We start from the raw sequence: 24876 nt of genomic DNA, 5'->3' as shown, positions 1-24876 counted from the left end.
GTGCTACCCGGCTTTTCTCAGCGGCTCACCCTGCATTTGCCGGACCGTTTCACCATAGCCTTCTTCGTCGACATAGCGCCGCTCGGCTGATGTGAAGTTCCGCGACAGCGCCTCGTTTCGATAGGGAAACCGCCCGAACCGGCGGATGATCTCGCGATGCGCACGGGCATGCAGCAGGTTGTTCGCGCCGGCCTTTGGCATGCGCTGCAACATGAGGCGCACGCATCGGTCCTGATCGCAAAGGTTTTCCGAATGCATGAGCGGCATGTAGAAAAACTGCCGCCCCGGTTCCTCGACTTTGAGATCCCAATCCTTGGAAATCGCCGCCTTCGCCGCTGCAAGCGCCAGCCGATCGGATGAGAACGCCTTTGCGCTACCTCGAAACATGTTGCGGGGAAATTGGTCGAGCAGGATGATATAGGCAAGCGATCCGGTGTAGTCGGCGAGCCAGCAATCGTGCCGCCCCTTCACCGCGTCGTTCCAATCCTCCTCGAACCTGTCCTTGATGGTGCGGTCCAGCTTGGCAGATTGTTCGTACCATCCCTTCGGTCCGACGTCGTCCAACCAGAATTCGATAATTTTCTCAGGCGTGACCATTGTGTCCTCCGATCCTGCGCGTCTCCTCCCCCGGACAGGACAAGGTTAACCAAGACTGGACCGTTCAGACAGTCACAATTCATGTCATCACGACATATTCAGCGACCGCAAGGCTACCGCGTTTTTTCCAGCGCCGGATCCTCTTGGGCCTCCTGCGCTTCGGCTTCGGCTTCGGCGGTTTCGATGGCCCATTCGGACGCAACCTCGACCGAAACCGGCGAGGCCGTTGGAAGGACCGCGTGATAGGGGTTCGTCTCATCGACGGAAGGTGCGGCACGCTGGGTCATCCGGTAGACGGCATAGCCCGACATCAGCAGCAAGAAGATTGCCAGTTGCAGGAAATACCCCGGCGGGCCGAACACCGAGATCGCGACACCTATAACGAGCGGTCCGAAGATCGCGCCCACGCCGTTTACGAAAAGCAGACCGGCGGATGCAGAGGCCATATCCTCGTATTCGAGAAAGTCGTTGGTATAGGCGATAAGCAGAGAATAAAGCGGGTTGGACAGTCCTCCGATCACGAAGGCCGCCCCAAGCAACGTGATGAAACTCTCGCTAAACAGCATCGCCGCGATGGAGGCCAGGGCCGCGATCGCGGCGGCAATGGCAATCAACATGCGCCTGTCGGAACGATCCGACATCCAGCCCAGCGGGTACTGAAAGAGAAGCGCGCCGACATAGAACGCGGCGGTAAAGAGCGGAATTTGCGACAGCCGTAAGCCCGCCTCGGTCGCGTAAACCGCAGCCATGCCGAATTGCGCAGCGATGACGTTGCCCATAAAGAACATGCCGATACAGCCCAGAGGAGAGACCTTGTAAAGCTCGACCAGCGTCATCCGCTTGGTGCTGTCGAAGGCCGGCGTCGGTGAGATCGACAGCAGGATCGGCGCGAAGGAGATCGAGACCAGCACCGACGGGATCACGAAAAGCAGATAGCCGGACGGATCGGGCACGACGAGCAAACCCTGCGCGATGATGATGCCGAGCATCTGAACGATCATGTAGGCGGACAAGGCCTGTCCCCGCGTTTCGTTCGTGGAGGAATTGTTGAGCCAGCTTTCCGCCGTGACATAGACACCGCAAAAGCAAAAGCCGATCAGCGCGCGCCCCGCAATCCAGACGATGGGGTTTTGAAACGTCGGAAACAGCAGCAGCGCCGCCGAGACGAGCGAGCCGAGCGCCGCGAAAACCCGCACATGGCCCACGCGCCGGATCATCTCGGGCGTCACGCGGGAGGCAACGAGAAAGCCGGCGAAATAGGCCGACATGACGACTGACATCTCGACCGAGGAAAACCCCTGTGTCGTGCCGCGCACACCCAAAAGCGAGCCTTGCAGACCATTGCCCAGCATGAGCAGCAGCATGCCCAGCAGCAGGGGCCACGACGTCTTGATCACATATCCCACAGGCCAGCCTCCTTGGACGACACGCACGCGCCTTCGGCGCAGATTTGCCCCCCGCTAGAACAGCCATGCGACCGCCGCAATCCATTTCGCGACTTTATTTCACGTTTCAGGGACGAGAAGCGAGCTGTCTCCATAGGAGAAGAAACGATACTCCCGCGCGATGGCATGGGCGTAGATTTCCTGGACCCTTCGCTGTCCCATCAGCGCGGAAACGAGCATCATCAGCGTCGATTTCGGCAGGTGAAAATTCGTCATCAGCGCGTCCGTCACCTGAAATTCGAAGCCGGGATAGATGAAGATATCCGTCTCGCCCTCCCAAGGCGCAATCGCGCCGCCGCGCGCGGCGCTTTCGATCAGGCGCAGCGCCGTAGTGCCGACCGGGATGATCCGCCCTCCTGCCTCCTTCGTCGCCGCGATCTCCCGCGCTGCGCGCTTGGAAACCTGCCCCCACTCAGCATGCATCTTGTGCGTGGTCACATCCTCGACCTTGACGGGCAGGAAGGTGCCCGCGCCAACATGCAGCGTCACATGGGTCATGGCGATGCCCTTTGCGGCCAGCGCCTCCAGAAGCGGCGCATCAAAGTGAAGCGAGGCGGTCGGCGCGGCGACCGCGCCGGATCGGCGGGCCCAGACGGTCTGGTAATCGTGCTTGTCGCGCGCATCGGCGGGCCGTTTGGCGGCGATATAGGGCGGCAGCGGCATCGCGCCGGCTTCGGCGAGGGCGGCGTCGAAATCCTCCCCCGACAGATTGAACCGCAACCTGCCCTGCCCGTCCTCGCGCGCCTCAAGCGTCGCCGACAGATCGGCGGAGAAGATCACCGTCTCCCCCTCGCGCAGCTTTTTTAGCGGCTTGACGAGCGCGCTCCAGGTTCCGTCCGCCCTCGGCTCCAGCAGCGTCGCCTCGATCCGCGCCTCGGATGGCCCCGCCGCACCGATGCGCCGCCGAACCCCGAAAAGCCGCGCCGGGATCACCTTTGTATCGTTCAGGATCAGCCGGTCGCCGGGGCGCAGGATGCCGGGCAGATCGCGCACGATCCGGTCGGTCATCGCGCCGCCCTCGACATGCAAAAGCCGCGCCGAAGAGCGCGGCACCGCCGGGCGCGTCGCAATCAGCCGCTCGGGAAGGTCGAAATCGAAATCGCTCAGCTGCATCCTGTCCATCCGCTTTGGCCATTCGCCCTGCGCATACAGAGTTTGATGGGCAGGCAAAAGCGTTTCACGCGCCGTCACTCCCCCGGAACGGGCGGCGGCTTTCGGAAGATCTCGCGGAAAAGGCCCGGTGTCAGTGCCGAGAGGGGATTGACGCCGACTTGGGGGGCTTGTGCGGGGCCGCGGAGGGTGAAGTTGAACCCGATCAGCCCTTCGCCTTTGCGCGTCAGGAAACTGCCGATACCGTTGAGAAAGAAGATCGGCGACAGCACGCCCTGCAGATCGAGCGTCGCGCTGGCGAGGTTGTAGACGCCGTCCATCGAGATGCCCATCGAAGGGCCGGTCGCGCTCGACCGGGTGAGGATGAGCCGGTCTGGCGTGAGACGGAACCTGGCCTCGACCTCGGTGAAGAGAATACCCGGCCCGTCGAGTTGATCGATCAGGCCGACGATGCTGATCGCGTCGAGCAGCGAAGCGATTGCGGGCGCATTGCGCAGCCGCGCATTCGATATGTCGAGCGCGCCGTCATAGCTGCCCGGCCGCCCGGAAACCGGCACCAGCGCAAGCGTCATCTCTCCGCCAGCGACTGTCTTGAAGAGCCCCGCCGCACGAAGCACCTTGCCCGCGTCGATCGACCGGATGCGGAACGCCGTTCCGCCCCCCTGCGGCACGGCTTCCCCGACGATCTGGGCCGAACCGCCGACATTCGCGGTGAAATCCCCGATCAGCCCGGCACCGGCACGCAGATCGCCGCGAAAGCCGGTGAGCAGGATCTTGTCGGTGATCTGCAATTCATCGAGCGCGAGCGAAAGCGGCACTGATGCGCCGCGCCCGCCGCCTGCCCGGCCCCCACCGCGCCCGAAAGGCGCGTTTCGCAGATCGATCCGTCCACTGCCGATGGACACGGCCGGCGGCACACCGGCGCCGCGCCCGCGCAACGTGACGGGCGCATCGAGCCATCCGCCCGCCTGCACGCGGGACAACTCGATTGCATCCAGCCCGCCGCCTGCGGCAAGCCGCACCGCGCCGCTGGCCGAAAGGCCGGGTGCGTCCAGTTCAAGCGTCGGCACCTGCGCCGGATCGGTAAGCCGGCCCGCGACCGTCAGCCGCCCCGTGGCCGCGGCCGGAAGCGACCAGCCGATCTGCGGCAACGAAAGACCGAGGCCATCGAGCGAGGAGGTCAGCTCGAATTCAGGCGGTGCGCCGCGTGCGAGATCGACTTTTAGCCGCGCAGGGCCGCGCCCCGAAACCATGCGCTCGGGCAGGGCGATCCCGAACGCCTGCGCCGCGCTGTCTGATAGCGTAGCGATCCCCTCCAGCGTGCTGCCGGGCGCAGGAGCCCCCGGCTCGGGGATCGGCAGGGTCCAGGCCCCGTCGAACGGCACGCCCGAAAGTTCGGCCCGTCCCGAGACGCGCAGCTGTTCATTGGTCACCGACACATCGAGCGACTGCGCCGTCAATTCGCGCCCCGGCACGATCAGAGCGCTTGTCACGCCCATTGCGCGCCCGTCGAAATCAAGCGCGATATCGGGCAGCTTGTTGCCGCGTTTGAGCGGTAGATCGAGCGTTCCGTCGAAACGCACCTGCCCCGACAGAAGATCGACGGGACGACCCGCCTTGCGCATCAGTTCCAGCTTCGGGCTGTCGAGAAAGGACAGGAGCGCTTCGATCTCGCTGGTGCCGGACAGCGCGATCTGGCCTTGTGCCGGGCGCTGCTTCGTGTCCGGAATAACGAACGTGCTTCCGGTGATGTCTATCGCCCCGCCTTGAGGCGGCACGATCTGGCCCCCCGTCACGCGCACGGCGAACCGGTCCGCGTTCAGCGTCAGCGTGCCTTCTCCGCGTTGTACGACCGGAAGCGTGCGCGCATAGCGCACCCTTGCATCCTCGAAAGCAGCGTTCAGATAGATGGCGGGGCGCGGCCCGTCCGCCGACCGCAGGGCGAATTGGCCGGTTGTTATTCGCCCACCCTCGATATTCTCGACCACCCATTTGCGCGTGCGCGCCGCGAGCGACACTGGCCAGACACGCAGCAGCGCTTCGGGCGTGAGCACGCCGACCGTTCCGTCGAGCGCATATGTCCACGCGTCGTCCGTGGCCGAGACCCGGCCGCTCACGCGCAGGGGCGCCTGCGGATCGTCGATCCAGAGGCGCCCAAGCTCGAATTCGAACGGCCTGAGCCGCAGCCGGAAATCGAGCTCGGCCCGGTCGAGCGACATGGGCGCTACGAAAAGCGTCTCCGGCGCGGTCTCCAGCGTGGTAAGGCGCACCTGACCGAGCATCTCGGACGGGATCCCGTTTTCCAGCGCGCCCAGCGTCGCGCGGCCTTCGGCGACGGCGCGGCCCATCTCGCTGTCGACCGAAAGTTCGGTGAATTCGATCTGTCCACGATCCGGCCGGTAGGTGAAATAGCTGCGCGCGGAGTCGAAGGGGATCGGCGGCGTGTCTCGGCCCGGCTGAAGCACGCCGGAGCCGATCGACAGGCTCGCGTTGAGGGGGCCAAGCGTGCCATCGGCGCGCATCCGCGCCCTCAGCGCGCCGGAGATCGGCGCCCGCAGCGCCCCGAGCCAGGCCAGCGCAGGGCCTTGCGTGGCAATATCCTGCGACGGCATCCCGTCGAGGGAGAAGCCGAAGGCCACCTGGGTCTGCCCGATGGGCGAGGAGGCGTTCAGTTGCAAGCGCGTCGCCGTCGCGCCGCCACCGAGCAAGGCGAAATCCCCCGACAGGCGCAAAACGTCATCGATCCGGTCGAGCCGCAGCCGCCCGCCATCGACCGTCCAGCCGCGCCGCGCCCGCGCATCCTCATAGCGCAGCGTCAGCGCATTCGCCTCGACATGGGTCAGCCCGGCGAGCCGGCCATCCTGCAGCAGCGCATCGATCCCGGCCACGATGCTCGGCAGATCGGGCGCTGGGCCATCCGCGGCGAACGCATCGCCGAAGGCCAGCCCGAACGCGCCCGAGCGGTCGCGCTTGAGCGTCAGGAGCGCGCCGTTCACGCTCAAATCGCGCAGCACCAACCGGCGCTGGAGAAGATCGCGGGCCGCCAGCCCGATCTCGATATCCGACAATTCGGCGACCGGCCCGCCCGTGGCTGTCTGGACATCGACATCGAGCAGCGTGATCTGCGTGCGGCCATCGGCATCGATCCGCAACTGCAGGTCGCCGAACAGAACCTTGACGCCCGGCAGTGCACCCGCAAGGCGCGTTTCGATGCGGTCGCGCAGCCAGTCCGGCGCCGACAGGCTGCGCCCCAGAACCGACCAGCCCGCCGCCGTCAGGGCGAGCGAGAGCGCGAGCAGCACGCCGAGCGCCCAGCGCCAGCGGCGCCTGCGGCGTGGTGGCGTCTGCGGCTCTGTTGTATCGGCGTCGCGCAAGCGCGTCTCCTTGCGGTTTGATCTTTGGGCCGGGGGGCGTAAATTGACCTGCCTGACCTCTTCTAAAGGATAAAGCGATGAGCGACACACAGGAATTCGCCCCCGATTTCACCCTGCCCGCGCAGGGCGGCCAAGACGGCGATGTCACCCTGTCGAAACTGCGCGGCAAGCCGGTCGTGCTGTTCTTCTATCCGCGCGACGATACGTCCGGCTGTACCAAGGAGAACGAAGCCTTCACGGCGCTTGAGGACGCCTTCCACCAGATCGGGGTGCAGGTCTTCGGCATCTCGAAGGACAGCCTCGCGAGCCACGAGAAATTCATGGCCAAGAAGGGGCTGACCGTCCCGCTCCTGTCGGACGAACATGGCACCACGAGCGAGGATTACGGTGTCTGGAAGGAAAAGAAGATGTACGGCAAGACTTTCATGGGGATCGAACGCTCCACCTTTCTGATCGATGCCGAAGGCCGGATCGCGCGAGCCTGGCGCAAGGTCAAGGTGCCCGGCCACGCCGAGGAAGTGCTGGAGGCCGCCAAGGCGCTGTGATCCGGCGAGGGCGTCCGGTGCGCCCCCGCATCGGACATTTTCCGTTGACAGAAAATGGCGCAAAGTTGGCTGATTGTGGGCTATGGCCTCAGGGAGGACACTGCCTCGTCATATTGTCGCAGGCTAGGCCTTGATTTCTCGGCGAAATACTGCCGTATCGGCAACAGACCGCGTGCCGAGGGAGGACGGCGGTCCAAATTTATTGCCAATTTATGAATGTCTCGCTAAAGCCGTTTCGGGATCGCCCCGAGGCTCAGGCCTTTCGAGAGGCGGTTCGAGGGGACGGGACAGAGGAACTTTCAGGTGCGCACACGACTTGCGATCGAACTGCATGGCATGCTTGAACGCTTTTTCCCGGAACGACGCCTGTTCTTGCGCTCCGACTCCGACACCAGATTCATCCGCCTGAAATCCGGCACCCAGGCTCTCGCCTTCGGTGGTGCGTCGCTCGTGCTGGCCTGGAGCATCGTTGCCACCGCGATCCTGCTTATGGATTCCATCGGCTCGGGCAATTTCCGCGAACAGGCGCGGCGCGATCTCGAAACCTACCAATTGCGGCTCAACATCCTGTCGCAGGAACGTAACACGCGCGCCGCGGAAGCCATTGCCGCGCAGGAGCGGTTCAACAGCGCGCTCGAGCAGGTTTCGGTCATGCAGTCCAAGCTGCTCGATGCCGAAACGCGGCGTGTCGAGCTTGAAACCGGGCTTGAGGCGATTCAGCTCAAGCTGCGCGACGCGATCCGCACCCGCGAGGATGTGCGCACCGAACTGGCGAGCCTGCGCGAGCAGATCGAGAATGGCGATACCGCTCTCGCCTCCGGCGGCCAAGCCGATGCCGCGACGCTGGACTTTCTGTCCGCCGCGCTGGCGCGCACCGCCGAGGAGCGCGATCAGGTCGTCGCCGATGCGCAGGACGCGTTGATCCGGGCCGATGAAATGGCCACCGAGATCAAGCTCATGGAAGAGAAGAACGACACCATCTTCCGCCAGCTCGAAGAAGCGATGACGGTTTCGGTCAAACCGCTCGACAAGATGTTCGAAGCGGCGGGGATGGACCCCGATACGATTCTGAACAAGGTGCGCAGCGGCTATTCCGGCCGGGGCGGGCCGCTGACGCCGCTCGTTTTCTCCACGCGCGGCGAGGATCCGTCGGAGGACGTGCTTCGGGCCAACCGCCTGCTCAACCAGATGGACACGCTGAACCTCTATCGCATCGCCGCGCAGAAAGCGCCCTTCGCAATGCCGATCAAGGATTCGTTCCGCTTTACCTCGGGGTTCGGGCGCCGATGGGGCCGTTTGCACGCGGGCACCGATTTCGCCGGCGCGCATGGCACGCCGATCTATGCGACGGCGGACGGCATCGTCACGCATGCCGGTTGGCAGTCGGGTTACGGCAAGCTCATTAAGATCCAGCATGAATTCGGGATCGAAACACGCTACGCACATAATTCGCAACTCTATGTCAAGAAGGGTCAAAGGGTCTCGCGCGGGGACAAGATCTCTGCTATGGGCAACACTGGACGCTCGACCGGCACCCATCTACATTACGAGGTTCGTGTCGGCGGCAAGCCCGTCAACCCCATGATCTACATCAAGGCTGCAAACGATGTTTTCTAAAAGCAAAATCAACGAGCCCGGCCCCAAGGCCGAAGAGGGCGGCGCGCACAAACCGGCCGCGTCCGAGTCGTCCCGCCCGGCGGGCAAATCCGATTTCATGTCCTCTGCCCCCAAGGCAAAGCCGGCTGCCTCGACCCTGTCGAGCGATCTGCACATCACCGGCAACATCAAGACGACCGGCGATATCAATGTCGAAGGCACTGTCGAGGGCGATATCCGCGCGCATCTTCTGACCGTCGGCGAAAGCGCGACGATCAAGGGCGAAGTGGTCGCGGATGACGTCGTGGTGAACGGCCGCGTCGTGGGCCGGGTGCGCGGCCTCAAAGTGCGCCTCACCGCGACAGCACGCGTCGAGGGCGATATCATCCACAAGACCATTGCCATCGAAAGCGGCGCGCATTTCGAAGGTTCGGTGCAGCGGCAGGACGATCCGCTCAACGGCGGCAAGGCCAAGCCTGCGGCACAAGGCGCTCCCGCGCCGGCAGCGTCCAACGGCTGAACGCGCCATAGTGTTTCGGAACAGGGCCGCCCGAAGGGGCGGCCTTGTTGTTTGCCCCGTCGTCACCCAAGGTCTTCGACAAGCGCAAACCGTTCCCAGACAACCGGCATATCAGGGCTGAAGCCCCCGTTGCGTTCGAAAAACTCTCGATGGTCGTTGCGCCAGCCCAGCAAACTCGCGTTCTCTCCTTCGGCCAGCGCCATTTCCTCGGTCACCTCGTCAAATGCACAGTGCCGGACTTCGATGGTCTCTATGACCAGAGCCGGTGCGCCGCTCCAATCGAGGCAGATATCCCGGCGACCGACTTTCGGCATCGGCTCGCCTGCGACAAAGTCGCGACAAGCTCCGGTCGTTGCAGTTTTCACACCGCTGCGCACCAATTCTATCAGTTCCGCGCAGAGTTCGGCGCTATCCCCGAAGGTGAAGGTCTCTGCGTTCGGATATTTCGCGCGAAGTGCGTTCAAAGTCGGTGTCATCCCGTGCCCCACCCCGTATCAAGCTGGCTCCAAATTGCCGAGAACCTTAACATCGCCGCCCCTTCCAGCCGCCCCGCCGCCGGGCGCGCCGCGCCGCTCCAAGCCCTTCCTTCAAAACCTGCGTCATGGGGTGGTCCGGGATGGAATGGCGGTTCAACAGCGTTTCCGAATGCTCCCGCGCATCCGCATCGAGCGGCAGCGACAGCGCCCAGTCGAGATAGATCGAGCGGCATTCCTCGTAGCCGATCCCTTCGATCCTGAACGCCTCGGAAATAAGGCCTTTGGGATCGATCGCATCGCCCTTTTTCACGGTGCCTCTCCTTCCGCCAGCGCGGGCACTGCCGCTTCGATGATGTCTGCGGCACGGGCCGTCGCGGCGGTCAGCGCCTCCTTGAGCGCATCGATGCTTTCCGTTTCGGTAACGCGGCACAGGAATTGCGATGCGGCCGAACTGTCGCGGTTGGGTCTCACGGTCTTGTCGGAGATCAACCGGGCGCCGATCTGCAGCGACCAGCAGAGGCGATATGCTTCCCAAAGCCCGGCAGCCCGCTCCCTGCCGAGCCATTCCAGCGCCGCCTCGCATTGCAAAGCCTCCGAAACGGACCGGGCCGGGCGGCCATTCAGCACTGCGGCAGCCTGCGCGATCAACTCGATATCCTGCAGACGGCCCCGGCCAAGCTTGGGATCCCAAGGATCGCCGCTGCCCTTTGCCTCGGCGATCCGTTCGCGCATCTGCGAAACCCGGTGCAATACTTGCGCCCGCCCGCGCGGAGCAGACAGAACCTCCGCGCGGATCGTGCGCACGGCATCCGCCACATCGTCCGATCCGGCAATGACCCGCGATCGGGTCAGCGCCAGATGCTCCCAGAGCCAGGCCTCCTCCGTGTGATATTGGCGAAACGCAGCAAGGCTGGTGGCGACCGGACCCTGATGGCCGGACGGGCGCAGCCGCATGTCGATCTCGTATAACCGCCCCTCGGCCATCGGCGCGGAAATCGCGGTAATCAGCGCTTGCGTCAGCCGCGCGTAATAGGGCCGCGTCGCCAAGGGCTTTCGGCCTTCCGAGCTTTCCGCCCCAGCTGGATCGTAGATCACGATCAGATCGAGATCGGAGCGCGCATGGATCTGCCGCGCGCCGAGGCTTCCCATCCCGAGGACAACCGCGCCCTGCCCCGGAGGCGCGCCGTGTTTGCGCGCGAATTCCCCGATCACCACGGGCGTCAGAGCGCGCAGCGTGGCGTCGGCCAGATCGGCATAGTGCCGCCCCGCATCCTCTGCGCCGATCAACCCGCGCAGCAGATGAACGCCGATGCGGAAATGCCATTCCTTGCCCCAGCGCCGGGCGGTGTCGAGCTTGCTTTCGTAATCGGCCTCGCGCGCGAGCGTGCCTTCCAGCTTCCTCTGCAGCGCGTCGGCGCCCGGCCAGAGCGCAAAGAAATCCCCGCCGATCACCGCGTCGAACACCGCCGCGTTGCGCGACAGATATCGCCCCAGATCGCCCGACACGCCGACGATATCGACAAGCATGTCGATCAGCTGCGGATTGGCCTCGAAGAGCGAAAAAACCTGCACCCCGGCGGGCAGCCCCTGCAGGAACCCGTCAAACGCGGCAAGCGCCTCCTGCGGATCGGAGGTTTGGGCCAGGCGGCTCAGGATCTCGGGCTGCAACCGCTTGAAAATTCCGCTGCCCCGCGCCGAGCGCAGCGCCGGATAGGTGCGCCAGCGCGCCACGATCTCGGAATCGGCAAGCTCTTGTGGAATGTCCCCGGCAGCGGCGCCCTGGTCCTCTCCGCCAAAAAAGCTCTCGGTGAGGGCATGCACTTCCTCGAGCCGCTCGGTCAGGTCGGTCTGCAGGCTTTCGCGGTCCGTTCCCATGAAAGCCGCGAGCCGCTCGAAACCTTCGGGCGATTGCGGCAGATCATGGGTCTGCGCATCGCGCAGCATTTGCAGACGGTGCTCCACCTCGCGATGCGCGCGGTAATGCTCTCCCAGCCGCTCGGCGATATCGCCCGGCACCCATCCCTTTTCCACCAGCGCCCGGAGCGCCGGCACCGTGTCGCGCAGTCGCAACTCGGGATCGCGGCCGCCGGCGATGATCTGGCGGGTTTGGGTGAAGAACTCGATTTCGCGAATGCCGCCGCGACCGAGCTTCATGTCATGCCCCGGCAGCGTGATCGGACCGCCAAGGCCCTTATGGTCGCGGATACGCCGCACCATGTCATGCGCATCCTCGATGGCCGCGAAATCCAGATGCCTGCGCCAAACAAAGGGCGTCAATGTCTTGAGAAAGTCCTCGCCGGCAGCAATATCGCCCGCGCAGGCCCGCGCCTTGATATAGGCGGCGCGCTCCCATGTGCGGCCAAGGCTCTCGTAATAACGCTCTGCGGCCTCCATCGCGATGCAGACCGGCGTGGCAGACGGATCGGGGCGCAGGCGCAGATCGGTGCGAAAGACATAGCCCTCGCAGGTCATGTCGCTCAGCATTGCGCACATCTTGCGCGTCGCGCGCACGAAGCTGGCGCGCGCGTCGTGAAAATCAACCGGATCGAAGCGAGTCTCGTCGAAGAGGCAAATGAGGTCGATATCCGAGCTGTAATTCAACTCTCCGGCACCCATCTTGCCCATCGCCAGCACAACCATGCCACCGGCGGTCTCGATATCGTCCTCGGTCTGGCCCGGCAGCTTGCCGCGCCGGATTTCGGCGCCCACGGTTGCCTTCAGCGCAAGATGCACTGAAAGATCGGCGAAATCGCTGAGCGTTCGCGTGACGCTTTCCAGCGGCCAGACGCCGCCCAGATCGGCAAGCCCCGTCAGCAGCGCGATCCGGCGTTTCGCCTGTCGCAACGCGGTTGCGAGATCGCCGGGCGCGGTGCCGCGCAAGCCGTCCATCGCCTCAGGTATGGCGCTGTCCGGGGCATCCATGGCGCCTTCCAGCCAGCGGGTTTCCTTGTCGATCAACGTCTTGAGATAGGGGCTGCAACCCGCCGCACCTTCGATCAGTGCGGCCAGATCGCCGCTGGCCCAAGGCGCGGCAGCGCGCGCGTCGCGCCCCTGCTCGGGATCGAACGGGCGCGGCAGGCGGGTGATGCGTTTGGCGAATTCCATCCGGGTAGATGGCCATGCCCGGACGCGAAGTGCAATGGGGCGCGCGGGAGCAAGGCTTTTCGAAAAGCCTTGAAAGAGCCTTCGAAGGCTCTTGCCGCTTCAGATCCTGCGCAGCGCGAGAACCGCGTTCAGCCCGCCGAAGGCAAAGGAGTTGGAAAGCGCGACCTCGACGGGCCGCTCGCGCGCCACGTTGGGCACCACGTCGAGCGGGCAATCGGGATCGGGTTCGGTATAGCCCACCGTCGGCGCGATGATCCCGTCGCGCAGCGCCATGATACACGCCAGCAACTCGACCGCACCGGTCGCGCCGATGCAATGGCCGTGCATGGATTTCGTGGAGGAGACCATAAGCCGGTCGGCATGCGCACCGAACACATTCGCGATGGCGGCGCATTCGGTCCGGTCGTTGACGGCCGTGCCGGTGCCATGCGCGTTGATATAGCCCACATCCTCGGGTGCCAGACGGGCATCGGCCAGCGCTCCGGCCATCGCGCGCGCGGCACCGTCCTGCGACGGCGTGACGATGTCGGACGCATCGGAGGTCATCGCGAAGCCGATCACCTCCGCCAGCATCTCGGCCCCGCGGGCGCGCGCGTGTTCATACTCCTCGAAGACGAACACCCCCGCGCCCTCGCCCTGCACCATGCCGTTGCGGTCCGCGCTGAAAGGGCGGCAGCCATCGCGCGACATGACGCGCAGCCCTTCCCAGGCCTTCACCCCGCCGAAACACAGCATGGCTTCGGAGCCGCCCGTCAGCATGACCGGCGACAGCCCGCCATGCACCATCTGGAAGGCCTGGCTCATGGCGTGGTTCGATGAGGCGCAGGCGGTCGAAACGGTAAAGCTCGGCCCCTGAAGGTTGAATGTCATCGAGATGTGAGAGGCGGCCGCGTTGTTCATCAACTTGGGCACGACGAAGGGATGCACCCGGTTTTTGCCTTCCTGGTAGACGGCGCGGTAATTGTCATCCGTCGTCGTCATACCGCCGCCGGAACTGCCTAGAACGACGCCGGCGCGGCGAGACAGATCGTCGGTCAGTTCCAGCCCGGATTGCGCCATCGCCTCACGCGCGGCGATCAGGGCGAACTGTGTGAAGCGATCGTAAAGGGCGAGCTGCTGCGGCGTGAAATGCGCCGAAGGCTCGAAACCGCGAACCTGCGCGCCGATCCGGATCGACAGGCGCTCCACGTCGCGGAACTCCAGCGGGCCGATGCCGCAGTGTCCATCGCGCATCGCGGCGAGCGTGCCGGGCACGTTGCCGCCCAGCGCGTTGATCGTGCCCGCCCCGGTGATGACAACGCGCGGCATGGGCCTCAGCCCTTTTGCTGCGCGATCAGGCGTTCGACACCCGTCACGACGCCGGCCACCGTCGAGATGTCGAAATCGCTTTTTTCGGGCTCGTTGGCGTTGAACGGCACGTCGATGTCGAACTCTTCCTCCAGTGCGAAGATACATTCGACAAGGCCCATGCTGTCGATCCCCAGATCGTCCATGGTATCGGTCAGCGCGACATCGGGCGGCGCGATCATCGCCTGTTCGGCAATGATACGGACGACTTTCTGTTCGACATTCATGGCTGTGATCCCGCGATTGGCCCCGATATTGCGCGTGATCTAGTCATTCGCATCCCGGTTTGAAACCGATTTCTTGAGCATCGCGACATCCGCGATCAGGCGCGGCAGGCGGCGGAGTTGCTTGTAGAGATCGAGCTGCGCCTCCATCTTCATCGCCGGATAGCCCAGCATGACACGTCCCGCAGGCACGTTCGAAAGCACCTTGGTCGCGCCGCCCGTCACGACATTGTCGCCGATGAAGATATTGTCGCTCACGCCGGTTTGCCCGCCCAGCACGACATTGCTCCCGATGCGCGTCGAGCCGCCGATGCCGACAAGCGCGCAGATCAGGCAATCGGAGCCGATGGTCACGTTATGGCCGATCTGCGCGAGGTTATCGAGCTTGCAGCCGGCCCCGATTACCGTGTCCCGCACGGTGCCGCGATCAATGCAGGCATTGGCGCCGATCTCCACATCGTCACCGATGGCAACGCTCCCGAGAGAGTGGATCCGTGCATAGCTCTGTGCCTTGGCGCCGGTTTGATCGCCCAAGGTCTCGCGCGCCTTTTCGGCGCTCGACGGCTCGGGCGTGACAAAGGAGAACCCGTCCGCGCCGATGGAAGCCCCGAAATGCGCGATAAACCGGCGGCCGATGCGCACGCCGTGGCCGATGCGCACACCCGAATGAATGAGTGCGCTCGGCCCGATTTGCGAGCCATTACCGACGAAAACCTGCGCCCCGAGTACGGAACCCGCACCGACCACGGCCCCTGCTCCGACCACGCTGTAAGGCCCAATCGAAACATCACCCTCGATCTTTGCTTCGGGGTCGATGATGGCGGTCTGATGGACGCCGGGACGGTAGCCCGGCCCTTCATCCATGAGGGCGGACAGCCCGGCCATCGCGTAGCGCGGCCGCGGTGCGAGGAGCGCGGCCCTGAGACCGTAGGATTGCCAATCCGCTCCGTCCCAGAGCATCGCCGCCTGCGCGCGCCCTTGCGCAATCTGCTCGGCGAACGCGGGTTTCATCGCCAGAGCGAGATCTCCGGGTCTGGCCCGCGCCGGTTCGGCCACGGCACTCACGGCCAGCGCGGTATCGCCTTCGGCGCGTATGCCGAGCGCGGCTGCGATCTCTGCGATGGTGTGCGGCATCCCTGCTCCTTCGGCCGGTTCGGCGGCAGGTTTAGCTGCGAATACCGCCGATCTCCACCCCTTCACCTTCGAGCGCGTTCCAGATCGCGGCATCCCGCCCGTAGATATCGGGGCGAAAGCGGACCTCGCCCTTGGGCGTGGTAAAGGCGGTGCGGTAAATCAGATGCACCGGAACGGGCGTATCGAGATTGACGCGGGTTTCCCTGCCGGTGCGCAGGATGCGGTTGAATTCTCCAGCCGGATCGGCGGTTTGCCGCGCCAGTAGCGTGTAGGCGAAGTCATGCGGATCGCTCAGCCGGACGCAGCCGTGACTGAAGGCGCGGACGGTCCGGTCGAAGAGGCTTTTGGACGGCGTGTCATGTAGATAGATGTTATACTTGTTCGGGAACATGAACTTCACCGTGCCCAGCGCGTTGCGCGGGCCGGGTTTCTGCCGCATCGAAAACGGGAACGTCTTGGCAGTATAGCCGGCAAAGCTGCGATTTCGGCTGACGACGCGGCCTCGCCGGTCGGTGATTTCGATATGGCCGACGGCGCGGGGGTTGCGACGCAATTTCGGCAGGTATTCACCCACCACGATGGAGCGCGGCACATACCAGCTCGGGTTGATGACCATGTGAGTCATTTCGTCCGAAAACTCCGGTGTCTGGCGGTCCTGATCCTGATGCCCGACAACCGAACGTGTCTCGAAGGTCAGCTTGCCCTCGTCGTATAGTCGCGCGCTGAAATCCGTGATGTTGACCAGAACGTGCCTTTCGCCAAGACCGTCTGGCTTGTTGAGCCAGCGCTCCCGCTCCATCGCGACCATTACGGATTTGAGCCGGTCGAGCGCGGAGACGTTAAGTGCGGAACGCGTGCTCGGCCCGACAACACCGTCGACGGCAAGGCCATGACTTTCCTGGAACGCTTTGACCGCATCGGTCATCTCCGCATCGTAGCGCGCGGAGACGCTGCGCTCCAGATAGCCCATGGCAATCAATCTCTCCCGTAGAATGATGACGCCGGACCCGGCATCGCCCGGTTCGAACTTGCCCTCCGGCACGGTTGCGCCCCATCCACCACGCGCAACCGTCCGCTCCAGCCGCATCCGGGCTTTCATCAATCGCGCGTATTCCTGTGAACGGGGGGCAAGCGTGGCAATGAATGTGCCGGGGGTATCCGAAAGCAGTCCTTCGAGATAGTAGCCAGCGCCACGTTTCGGGATGTCACGCACGATCTCGCGGCGCACGTTGCGCGGCGTGTCAATCACCCCGGTGTTCATATCGCGTGCGAAATCGAGGTAGAGCTCTGTCAGCGCGACCTCCATCCGGCCCCGTGCGTAGCCCGACCGCACCGAGGCCATGCGCGCGAGAAGCGGCTCGATCCGGTATTTCTCGACCGGGAGGCCATGATGCCGCGCCAGCGAAAGCGCCTCGATCAACACTGTGCGCCGTTGCAAATCCGCGGGCGATTCTCCCGTCCAGATCGGCGCAAACCCGCGATCTCTGTAAAATTCAGCGATCTCGCCGTCGCGCGACACCGATTCCGCCACCGCTTGCTGGAAAGCGGTGATCTGGACCGCGCCCGCTTCGGATGGCGATGAAAACCCCAGCGCGAAAAACGCAAGAACGGTGGCTCCACGCTGGAACATCGGGGGGATCATCTGCACGGCTCTCCTCGGGCTTCGATTATGGTTGCCATTCCAACGCGATAGGCTGACGATTGTTCATCATGCTCCGCGCGCGCCGGAACACTGTCCAATCACAAAGAGGTTTTCAGCACCTTTTGCCAGCGCTTTGCGGCTTTGCGGCAAAAGCTTTCGCAGGGTAGCGCAAGTGTAACACAGCGTGCCGATTTAAGCAGAAATTCGCCGAAACGCCTTGAATAAAAAAATGTTCCCAAAGTTTAGGTTTTTTTGAGATTCTGCGTGTGTCATAGTCTTCACATCACAAGGCAATCGGCAGCGCCCGCGCAACGTCGTGGGTCGAAATCCAGCAAAGTGAACTACGGGACAGGCACTTCTCAATGACTGATACAGCATCGGGCGTAATGACGCGCCGCGGACTGCTTGGCGCATTTGCGGCCACGGCCCTCACCGCGGCACCGACATATTCCAAGGCTGCGGGCTTCTTGCGCGGCGGGGGCGATATCCGGCGGATCAAGATGTACTCGGGCCGCACCGGCGAACGGATTGACATGATCTACTGGATCGAAGGCGATTACATCTCGGACGCGGTCAACGAAATTCACCATTTCATGCGCGATTGGCGCACGCATGACGTCAAGGCGATCGACCTGCGCACCATCGATATCATGGCGGCGGCGCACAACCTGATGGATGTGAGCGAGCCTTACATGCTGCTCAGCGGCTATCGCAGCCCGAAAACCAATGCGATGCTTCGGCGGCGCGGGTCGGGTGTGGCGAAGAACTCCTTGCACCTGAAGGGCCAGGCGGCCGATCTGCGGCTCAGTGCACGCTCTGTCAATCAGATGGCCCGCGCGGCTTCCGCGTGCAAGGCCGGCGGCGTCGGACGTTATTCCAGTTCGAATTTCGTTCACATGGATTGCGGTCCGGTCCGGTCCTGGGGTCGGTAAACGACTATCCCTGCCAATGAAAAAGGGTCGCCCGCGGGCGGCCCTTTTCAGTGTCCGGGGTTCGGCATCAGGGCGGATCAGAACGTCATCTTGTAGCTCACCGCGCCTGTAAACCCGCGCGCCCCGTCCAGCCCGACGGAGCTTGCACCGGTCAGACTCAGATATCGACCAGAGCCGAAATCCTTGACAACCGAGCCGGACAGATAGCCCCATGTCCGATCCGGGCGCGGCGCGGAGACGGTGCCGAGCACATCCTCGCTGGGCCCAAGCGAGACCTTCAGCGGATCGTCGTTCAGATCGTGCTCCACCGATCCGCGCAGACCAAACACCCAGCCATCCATATCCTGCGGCGTGAAGATCGCCGAAAGACCTGCGGTCACGCGTTTCGATTCGTATTCGGCATCGCCGAAAGACAGGCTGGCCGCGCCGTCCGATTCCGTGAAGCCGTCGATGGACACCTTTTCCCATGTGTAATGGGCGAACGGATTGAGCCGCACGCTCGGGTTCAGGCTATACAGCCCGCCGCCGCCGATACGCGCAAAGCGATAGCTGCCATCCGTGTCCGCCGTGTAGCGTTCCGTCGCGGCGCCAAGGCGGAAGCTGCGGGTGATCTCGTCAACCTCGATATGGCCGCCGCCGAAGGCCGCACTGACGTAGTAGTTCGGCGACAAGGCGACTTGGCCGAACACGACGCCGACCAGAACATCGCTTTCGAACCCTCCGGTATCGTTGTCGAAATCGACCTCGCCGTAGTCGAGGCTAATACCCGCACCAAGGGTCGCGTTGGGTGCCACGGCAATATCCGCGCCCGCCTTGAGCACACGAGTATCCCCCTCCAGCCCCGGCGTAATCTGCTGCGCGTCGGCCTCGAACGAACCGATATCGAGACTCGCGAAGACATCGACCTCACCAACTTCGCGCCTGCGCGGGGCTCCATCCGCGCCCGTCACCCGCAGGACGGTCGGGTTCATCCGGTTCTCGATGGACAGCCCGTGCTGGCGCAGGGCGGTCATCGTGGCGACCGGGATGATCCCTGTCCGGGTCGCCGCTTGCAGCCCGGCGAACGCTGCCTGACCGAACAGCTTGTGGGCGGCAGCGGTGGGGTGGACGCCATCTGCGAAGATGCGCTCTTCGCTATCGGCGCTGGCGTTCAGCCCCTGGACGCAGATAAGCGCGTTGCCCGGGCACGCAGGCACGCTGGCAGCGTTCGGCGCGGTGAACCCGTATCGGACCGGATCGGCTTGCACCGTGCTCAGCAGCTTGGCCGAATCCACGACCACGGCCCGCCCGCCGATTCCAGCCAGAAGCGTGTCATTGAACGCGCCTGCAAGCGCGGTTTGCAGCGCAGCGCCCTGGGGGCCAAGGCTCTGGCCGAGCGGCGTCGTGCCGGTATCGGGAACTGTGACGACGATAACGGTTTCGGCCCCTGCAGCCCTGACGCGGTCGACCAGCCCGAGCAGGTCACCGGCCGCCTGCCCCATATTCGCCGCCGCCTGACCGGGCGTGAGCGCACCCCCGCCAACGGCGCGCGCCTGCGCGAACACATCATTCGCGCCGCCCCAGAGGATCAGTAGGTCGTTTTCATCGAACCGCGCCCGATCCTCCAGCAGCCGGTCAACCTGCTCGGTCAGCGGCCGCGTCGTGATCCCGAGCGCGGGATCGAAGGCATTGCCATCGGGATCGCTGACGCGCGCGCCGCCCTCGGCATAGATCGTCCCGCCAAGCTCTTGCTGCGGCAGTCCCGCAACCGGCACCGCCGAATAGATGTTCGGCCCCAGGCTGAGGCCAAGCTCGCGGCCCAACACCTCACCATAGGTCAGCGCGGAGCCGTCCGGCGCATTGGTCAGGAACTTGTAGTCGATCGCCGGCAACGCGCCCATGCCGCCCGCGATGACCGATTGCGAATAGGTGCCCGCGTCGCTCAGCGAATCTCCGAGGATGTAAAGCTTGTCGAACCGTAAGTCCTCGGCCGCCGCGATGGTCGCCATCCCGCCGAGAATCGTGCTCGCCAAGGCAAGTCTCTTGAATGTCATGCGTTGTCCTCCCTCGGGCCGCGTGTCCGGCCCAATTTTCAGGAAAGCTGCGCCCGCCACGCGGAGTCAACGCGAAACGTCGCCGGTGGCGCGGGAAAAGCCGCGCCGGGCCAATGCGTTGCAATCGCGCCGCTTGCCCATAAATTGATGCAGGAACGTGGAGTGAGCCATGACACAAGACCCATATGCCGCCCTCGGCCTGTCAAAGAACGCGACGGCCGAGGAGATCAAGAAGGCCTATCGCAAGATCGCACGCACCGATCATCCGGATCTCAACCCTGACGATCCCGCCGCCGAGGCGCGGTTCAAGGCCGCCGGGCGCGCCTATGATCTGCTCAAGGATCCCGAACAGCGCCGCCGTTTCGACGCGGGCGAAATCGACGCCACCGGCGCAGAGACCGCGCCGCGCGGATATTACCGCGAAGAGGCCCGGCGACCCGAAAACCCCTATGCGCGGCAGGGCACGGCGCCCGGTGGCAACCCGTTCGGCGAAGGCTTCGATGCGGATGATTTCTTTGCCCAGTTCGCACGCGGACGCGGCGGCGGCGCGGGCGGCGGCTATAGCAGCGCGTTCGGCGATTTGCCGGGGCAGGATGTGCAGTATCGGCTCGCCGTGCCGTTTCTCGATGCGGTGCGCGGGGCAAAAACGCGGATCACCCTGCCGGACGGCTCGGCGCTCGAAGTGACGATCCCCGAAGGCGCGCGCGACGGTCAGACGCTGCGCCTGCGCGGCAAGGGCGAGCCAGGCTTCGGCGCCGGGCTGCCGGGCGACGCCTACATCACGCTCGACGTCGCGCCGCACCCGGATTTCGAACGCGAGGGCAATGATATCCTCTCGACCCTGCCCATCTCCATCGACGAGGCGATCCTCGGCGGGAAGGTGCGGCTTCAAACTGTGCATGGCGCGGTAAGCGTGACGGTGCCGCCGGGCGCGAGTTCCGGCCAGACGCTGCGGCTCAAGGGGCGCGGGGTCAAGACGCGCAAGGGCGCCGGCGATCATCGCGTCACGCTGAGCATCGTCGCACCGCCGAAGGTGGATGCCGATCTCAAACGCTTCATGGAAGACTGGCGCAAGGATCACGCCTATGATCCGCGCGGCGGAAAGGAAACGGCATGACCGAGATTTACGCCCCCGAAGAGGTAATCGCCCGCATCGCTCCACTGACCGAGGATCGGCTGCTGCAGTTCGAACGTCTGCGCATCGTGCGCCCGGTGATGACACCTGACGGCCCGCGCTACCGGCGGCTCGATCTGCGGCGGATCACGCTTCTGTGCGAGTTGACCGACGATTTCGAGGTCAACGAGGATGCGCTGGTCATCATCATGTCGCTGCTCGATCAGTTGCACGGCGCGCATGGGCGGATCGAACGGCTGGTTCAGGCCATCGGCGCGGAGCCGGCCGAGATCAAGCTGCGCCTGTCGCGAAGGCTGGCCGAGGCGGAGGACGTCTGACGCCGCCGGGCGCTCAAAGCTCGATCAGCAGGCGCTTGATCATGCGGTCGCGTTCCTGCAGCGCCCGCTTGGAACGTTCGGGATCGATGGCGGCGCAGCCGTTGATGATGCATTCGGCCGCCACGATGAACGTGCTGAGCGAATTGGACAGGAAGCTTGTCTCGTGCGGTGCCAGAATGGCCAGCCGCGCGCTGGCCAAGAGGGGCGAATTCGCGTGATCTGTCAGGGCGATCACCTCGATCCCCTGCTCCGCTGCCGCCTTGGCGGTCTCCACGACCTCTGCCGAATAGGGGTTGCAACTGGTCGAGACAAGCACGTCCCTCTCGCCCATCGCCGCAAGGCCTTCCGCCGTTCCGCCCGCCTGCGCATCGAGCAGCGCGACATCCGAGCGGATCATCCCCAGCCCGTAGACGAGAAAGCTGGCGACCGCGTGAAACTGGCGGATTCCATGCACCCTGACGCGCCGCGCTGCCGAGAGTTTGGCGGCAACGCCCCGGAACGTTTCGGCGTCGCTGCGGTTCAGGAAACGGTCGATATTCGCCTGGCTTTCGCGGCAAAGCCGCGCGATGCCGCCAAGCCCCGACACATCCTCGCCTTCCAGCGCAGCGCGCGCCTGATTGGTGTAGAACTGCCCCGGCCCCGCCAGTGACGCGCTGAGCAGCACCGTTTGCAGCGCACCGAAATTGGCATAGCCCAGATTGCGCGCAAGCCGCGAGAGCGTGGACGGGTTCACGGCCAGCTTGTCTGCCAGCGCGGTGATTGACAGGAGCGCCGGATCGCCCTGCAGCTCGATCATCCCGGCCAGCGCGTGGCGCGCCTTCGGGCCGAGCCGGACCGGTGCATCCTCCCGCCCCAACCGAAGGCTGAGCGCACGCAGCGCGTCCAGCGTCCGGGGCGGCGCGATGGCTGAGTCAGGCTCGTTCGACACGGCCGGAATAGACGGGATCGCGCGAGCTCTGGTCATGGACCGCCCAGTCGACACCCGTTCCCTCCAGATGGAAAACCGCCGTCGCGAGCGTGTTTTCGTTGTCCGGATCGTCGCCTTCGGTTCGGTGAATGGGCAGACCCTCGCCCGAGGTATCGCGCAGGATATCGAGGGGCGCGGTGCCGGCTTCCACCAGCGTGGTGCCATGCGCCTGCCGGTCCGCCGATGAGCGCGTCACCAACTGCCCCTCCGGCCCGGTCTTCATCCGAAGCGCATGGTTGGTGTGCATCGAGGGCGTTTCGATCGGAACCGCAGCGCAATGCCCGCCGCCGTATTCCACGCTCATCACGCGCGGATCGCCCGCCTGTGCGAGCGTCATGTGAAAGCCGCCGCTTTCGTTATGCGTTTCCAGCAGCGAAATCGCCGCATCCAGCGTCGCGCAATCCAGCAAGGCGCGGCCCAGAACCATGCGCGGCACCTTTGGCACGACGCCGCGCAGGCGCAGGTTGTTGACCGCCTGCACGATCCCGGCCCCGGTCACGGCGAAGGTGTGTCCGGGCAGCGATCCGGGATAGCAGAAGGAGGTGAAGCCCGGAGCGCCCTGCGGTGCCACCTCGGCCAGAAAGGCGTGACCGTGAAAACCGGGCAGGCCATCCTCGTTATGCGCGATCACCGGCGCGTCGCCGGGGATCTGAACCGTGGTGCATCCATCCGGCACATTGGTCATCAGGTCGCCCCGGCAATTCCATGTGAGCACCTGCACCAGCGGCAGCTCGAGCCCTTCGGCCAGCCCGGTCAATTCCTGCCAGATCGCCGGAAAGAGCGATTGCACGTTCTGCGCCATTTCCGTGATCACGGCGCTTTGCGCATGGGCCATCACGTCGGCCCAGTAATCCGAGCCCAGCAAGACCTCGCGCACCGCGTCCCGCCCTGCACGGCCGAGTATCAGACCGATCCGATGCGGATCCCCGGCGGCGCGGTGCCATCCCAGTTCCGGTTTCGCGTCGTCATACATGCTGCAGAAAATCCTTCATCCGTTCGTTCGGCGGCCTTTCGATCACGTCGCGCGGGTTTCCGTCGACGGCGATCTTGCCGTGTTCCATGAAGATCAGCCGACTGCCGACCTGCTTGGCGAAATTCATTTCGTGGGTGACGACCACCATCGTCATGCCTTCCTCGGCCAGCGCCTGCATCACGTTCAGCACTTCCTGCTTGAGCTCGGGGTCAAGCGCGGAGGTCGGCTCGTCGAACAGCATGACCTTCGGCTTGACCGCAAGCGCGCGCGCGATAGCGACGCGCTGTTGCTGTCCGCCCGAAAGCTCTGCCGGGTAGTGGTTTTCCTTCTCTGCAAGCCCCACCTTCGCCAGAAGCTCGCGCGCGGTCTCGCGGGCGGCCTCGCGCCCCATGCCCCGGACCTTGCGCGGTCCGAAGGCGACATTTTCCAGCGCGGTCAGCTGCGGGAATAGGTTGAACTGCTGGAACACCATTCCGGCTTCCTGCCGGATCTCGCGCAGCTGTTTCTTCGATCCCGTCACGCTCAGCCCGTCGACGATCAGATCGCCCGAAGTGATGGTCTCCAGCCCGTTGATGCAGCGTAAGAGCGTGGATTTGCCCGAACCGGACGGGCCGACCAGCACCACGACCTCACCCGCGTCGATCGACAGATCGACCTCTTCGAGCACCTTCAGATCGCCGAAATGCTTGGACGTTTTCTTGAATTCGATAATGCTCACAGGATCCTCATGCGTTTCTCGATGGTCCGAAGGATGAGGCTCAGCGTTCCGGTCATGACGAGATAGATGATCGCCACCGCGGTCCAGATTTCCACCGCGCGGAAGTTCGACGCCATGATCTCCTGCCCTGTGCGGGTCAGCTCTCCCACCCCGATCACGATGAAGAGCGACGTATCCTTGAGACTGACGATGAACTGGTTGCCGAGCGGCGGGATCAGGCGACGGAACGCCAGCGGGCCGACGATATAGGCCAGCACCTTCCAATGCGGCAGACCGAGCGCCAGCCCGGCCTCGCTCAGCCCTTTTCCGATGGACAGGAAGGCGCCGCGCACGATCTCCGCGATATAGGCGCCGGCATTGATGACAATGGCAAGGATCGCGGCGCTCATCGGATCGATGCGCAGATCGGCCAGAACCGGCAGCGCGAAATAGAGAAACATCACCTGCACGACGATCGGCGTGCCTCGGATGATCTCGATATAGATGAAGGCGATGGAATTGAGGATCGGACCGCCATAGGCGCGCATCATCCCGGCCAGTGTGCCCAGGAGAAGCCCGCCGACGATCCCGGTGATCGTGATGTAAACGGTGGTCTTCGCGCCCTCGATCAACTGGGGCAGGAAGGTGAAGATAACGGACCAGTCCGTCTCCATGAAACGCCTCCGATGTGGTTTGAAATGTCACGC

At 64.4% G+C, this 24876-nt stretch carries 22 protein-coding genes; 6 read left to right on the top strand and 16 right to left on the bottom strand.

The window, feature by feature from the left end:
- Window positions 1-3 precede the first annotated feature (3 nt).
- The 4 genes from M3465_RS09165 to M3465_RS09150 all read right to left on the bottom strand — a co-directional run bounded on the left by M3465_RS09165 (window position 4) and on the right by M3465_RS09150 (window position 6526).
- A complete protein-coding gene (locus M3465_RS09165; protein ID WP_249501424.1) occupies window positions 4-597 on the bottom strand; it encodes a DUF924 family protein in 594 nt (197 codons plus the stop codon).
- Window positions 598-710: 113 nt separating this feature from the next.
- Complete coding sequence (locus M3465_RS09160) at window positions 711-1961, bottom strand: MFS transporter (RefSeq protein ID WP_283255011.1); 1251 nt, start codon at window positions 1959-1961, stop codon at window positions 711-713.
- Between the two features lie 141 nt (window positions 1962-2102).
- Entirely contained in the window at window positions 2103-3155 is a 1053-nt protein-coding gene (gene queA, locus M3465_RS09155) for a tRNA preQ1(34) S-adenosylmethionine ribosyltransferase-isomerase QueA (protein WP_249501422.1), read from the bottom strand.
- A 74-nt stretch (window positions 3156-3229) separates the two neighbouring features.
- Complete coding sequence (locus M3465_RS09150; protein WP_249501421.1) at window positions 3230-6526, bottom strand: YhdP family protein; 3297 nt, start codon at window positions 6524-6526, stop codon at window positions 3230-3232.
- 77 nt (window positions 6527-6603) lie between these two features.
- On the opposite strand from M3465_RS09150, the gene M3465_RS09145 reads away from it, so the two are divergent.
- The 3 genes from M3465_RS09145 to M3465_RS09135 all read left to right on the top strand — a co-directional run bounded on the left by M3465_RS09145 (window position 6604) and on the right by M3465_RS09135 (window position 9187).
- Window positions 6604-7071, top strand: a complete 468-nt coding sequence (locus tag M3465_RS09145) for a peroxiredoxin (protein WP_249501420.1) — start codon at window positions 6604-6606, stop codon at window positions 7069-7071.
- A 303-nt stretch (window positions 7072-7374) separates the two neighbouring features.
- Entirely contained in the window at window positions 7375-8688 is a 1314-nt protein-coding gene (locus tag M3465_RS09140; RefSeq protein WP_249501419.1) for a DUF5930 domain-containing protein, read from the top strand.
- Window positions 8678-9187: a bactofilin family protein gene (locus M3465_RS09135; protein WP_249501418.1), complete on the top strand. Its 510-nt coding sequence runs from the start codon at window positions 8678-8680 to the stop codon at window positions 9185-9187. The genes M3465_RS09140 and M3465_RS09135 overlap by 11 nt, the downstream gene beginning before the upstream one ends.
- 62 nt (window positions 9188-9249) lie before the next feature.
- Here the strand turns inward: M3465_RS09135 and M3465_RS09130 are convergent, their stop codons facing one another.
- The 7 genes from M3465_RS09130 to M3465_RS09100 form a co-directional block, all read right to left on the bottom strand.
- On the bottom strand, window positions 9250-9663 hold the full coding sequence (locus M3465_RS09130) for an ASCH domain-containing protein (protein WP_249501417.1): 414 nt from the start codon (window positions 9661-9663) through the stop codon (window positions 9250-9252).
- A 46-nt stretch (window positions 9664-9709) separates the two neighbouring features.
- On the bottom strand, window positions 9710-9973 hold the full coding sequence (locus tag M3465_RS09125; protein WP_249501416.1) for a hypothetical protein: 264 nt from the start codon (window positions 9971-9973) through the stop codon (window positions 9710-9712).
- Complete coding sequence (gene glnE / locus M3465_RS09120) at window positions 9970-12768, bottom strand: bifunctional [glutamate--ammonia ligase]-adenylyl-L-tyrosine phosphorylase/[glutamate--ammonia-ligase] adenylyltransferase (protein ID WP_249501415.1); 2799 nt, start codon at window positions 12766-12768, stop codon at window positions 9970-9972. The genes M3465_RS09125 and glnE overlap by 4 nt, the downstream gene beginning before the upstream one ends.
- A 99-nt stretch (window positions 12769-12867) precedes the next feature.
- The gene (locus M3465_RS09115) at window positions 12868-14076 is read right to left on the bottom strand and encodes a beta-ketoacyl-[acyl-carrier-protein] synthase family protein (protein ID WP_249501414.1); all 1209 of its coding nucleotides are present in this window, start codon (window positions 14074-14076) and stop codon (window positions 12868-12870) included.
- A gap of 5 nt (window positions 14077-14081) precedes the next feature.
- Complete coding sequence (locus M3465_RS09110) at window positions 14082-14342, bottom strand: acyl carrier protein (protein WP_249501413.1); 261 nt, start codon at window positions 14340-14342, stop codon at window positions 14082-14084.
- A 39-nt stretch (window positions 14343-14381) separates the two neighbouring features.
- Window positions 14382-15473, bottom strand: a complete 1092-nt coding sequence (lpxD, locus tag M3465_RS09105) for a UDP-3-O-(3-hydroxymyristoyl)glucosamine N-acyltransferase (protein ID WP_249501412.1) — start codon at window positions 15471-15473, stop codon at window positions 14382-14384.
- Window positions 15474-15504: 31 nt separating this feature from the next.
- On the bottom strand, window positions 15505-17115 hold the full coding sequence (locus M3465_RS09100) for a L,D-transpeptidase family protein (protein ID WP_249501411.1): 1611 nt from the start codon (window positions 17113-17115) through the stop codon (window positions 15505-15507).
- Between the two features lie 362 nt (window positions 17116-17477).
- Between M3465_RS09100 and mepK the strand changes: the two genes are divergently transcribed.
- Window positions 17478-18047: a peptidoglycan L,D-endopeptidase MepK gene (gene mepK / locus M3465_RS09095; RefSeq protein WP_249501410.1), complete on the top strand. Its 570-nt coding sequence runs from the start codon at window positions 17478-17480 to the stop codon at window positions 18045-18047.
- 77 nt (window positions 18048-18124) lie between these two features.
- On the opposite strand, the gene M3465_RS09090 is transcribed toward mepK, so the two are convergent.
- Window positions 18125-20080: an autotransporter domain-containing protein gene (locus tag M3465_RS09090; RefSeq protein WP_249501409.1), complete on the bottom strand. Its 1956-nt coding sequence runs from the start codon at window positions 20078-20080 to the stop codon at window positions 18125-18127.
- A gap of 169 nt (window positions 20081-20249) precedes the next feature.
- Between M3465_RS09090 and M3465_RS09085 the strand changes: the two genes are divergently transcribed.
- Window positions 20250-21197 (top strand): DnaJ C-terminal domain-containing protein, encoded by a 948-nt coding sequence (locus M3465_RS09085; RefSeq protein WP_249501408.1) that lies wholly within the window; start codon window positions 20250-20252, stop codon window positions 21195-21197.
- On the top strand, window positions 21194-21532 hold the full coding sequence (locus M3465_RS09080; RefSeq protein WP_249501407.1) for a hypothetical protein: 339 nt from the start codon (window positions 21194-21196) through the stop codon (window positions 21530-21532). The genes M3465_RS09085 and M3465_RS09080 overlap by 4 nt, the downstream gene beginning before the upstream one ends.
- Before the next feature lie 13 nt (window positions 21533-21545).
- Here the strand turns inward: M3465_RS09080 and M3465_RS09075 are convergent, their stop codons facing one another.
- Genes M3465_RS09075 through glnP form a run of 4 tightly spaced genes read right to left on the bottom strand, consistent with a single transcriptional unit; the run spans window position 21546 to window position 24843 of the window.
- Window positions 21546-22496, bottom strand: a complete 951-nt coding sequence (locus tag M3465_RS09075; RefSeq protein WP_249501406.1) for a MurR/RpiR family transcriptional regulator — start codon at window positions 22494-22496, stop codon at window positions 21546-21548.
- Window positions 22444-23472 (bottom strand): C45 family autoproteolytic acyltransferase/hydrolase, encoded by a 1029-nt coding sequence (locus M3465_RS09070; protein ID WP_249501405.1) that lies wholly within the window; start codon window positions 23470-23472, stop codon window positions 22444-22446. The genes M3465_RS09075 and M3465_RS09070 overlap by 53 nt, the downstream gene beginning before the upstream one ends.
- Window positions 23465-24190, bottom strand: coding sequence for a glutamine ABC transporter ATP-binding protein GlnQ (gene glnQ, locus M3465_RS09065; protein ID WP_349305033.1), 726 nt, complete (start codon window positions 24188-24190; stop codon window positions 23465-23467). The genes M3465_RS09070 and glnQ overlap by 8 nt, the downstream gene beginning before the upstream one ends.
- Complete coding sequence (gene glnP / locus M3465_RS09060) at window positions 24187-24843, bottom strand: glutamine ABC transporter permease GlnP (RefSeq protein ID WP_249501404.1); 657 nt, start codon at window positions 24841-24843, stop codon at window positions 24187-24189. Before glnP ends, glnQ begins: the two co-directional genes overlap by 4 nt.
- Window positions 24844-24876: the final 33 nt, after the last annotated feature.

This window comes from Marivita sp. GX14005 (assembly GCF_023370775.1).
Taxonomy (GTDB): domain Bacteria; phylum Pseudomonadota; class Alphaproteobacteria; order Rhodobacterales; family Rhodobacteraceae; genus Marivita.
Note: the sequence above shows the minus strand (reverse complement) of the source record. Positions and strands in the feature narration are given on the sequence as shown.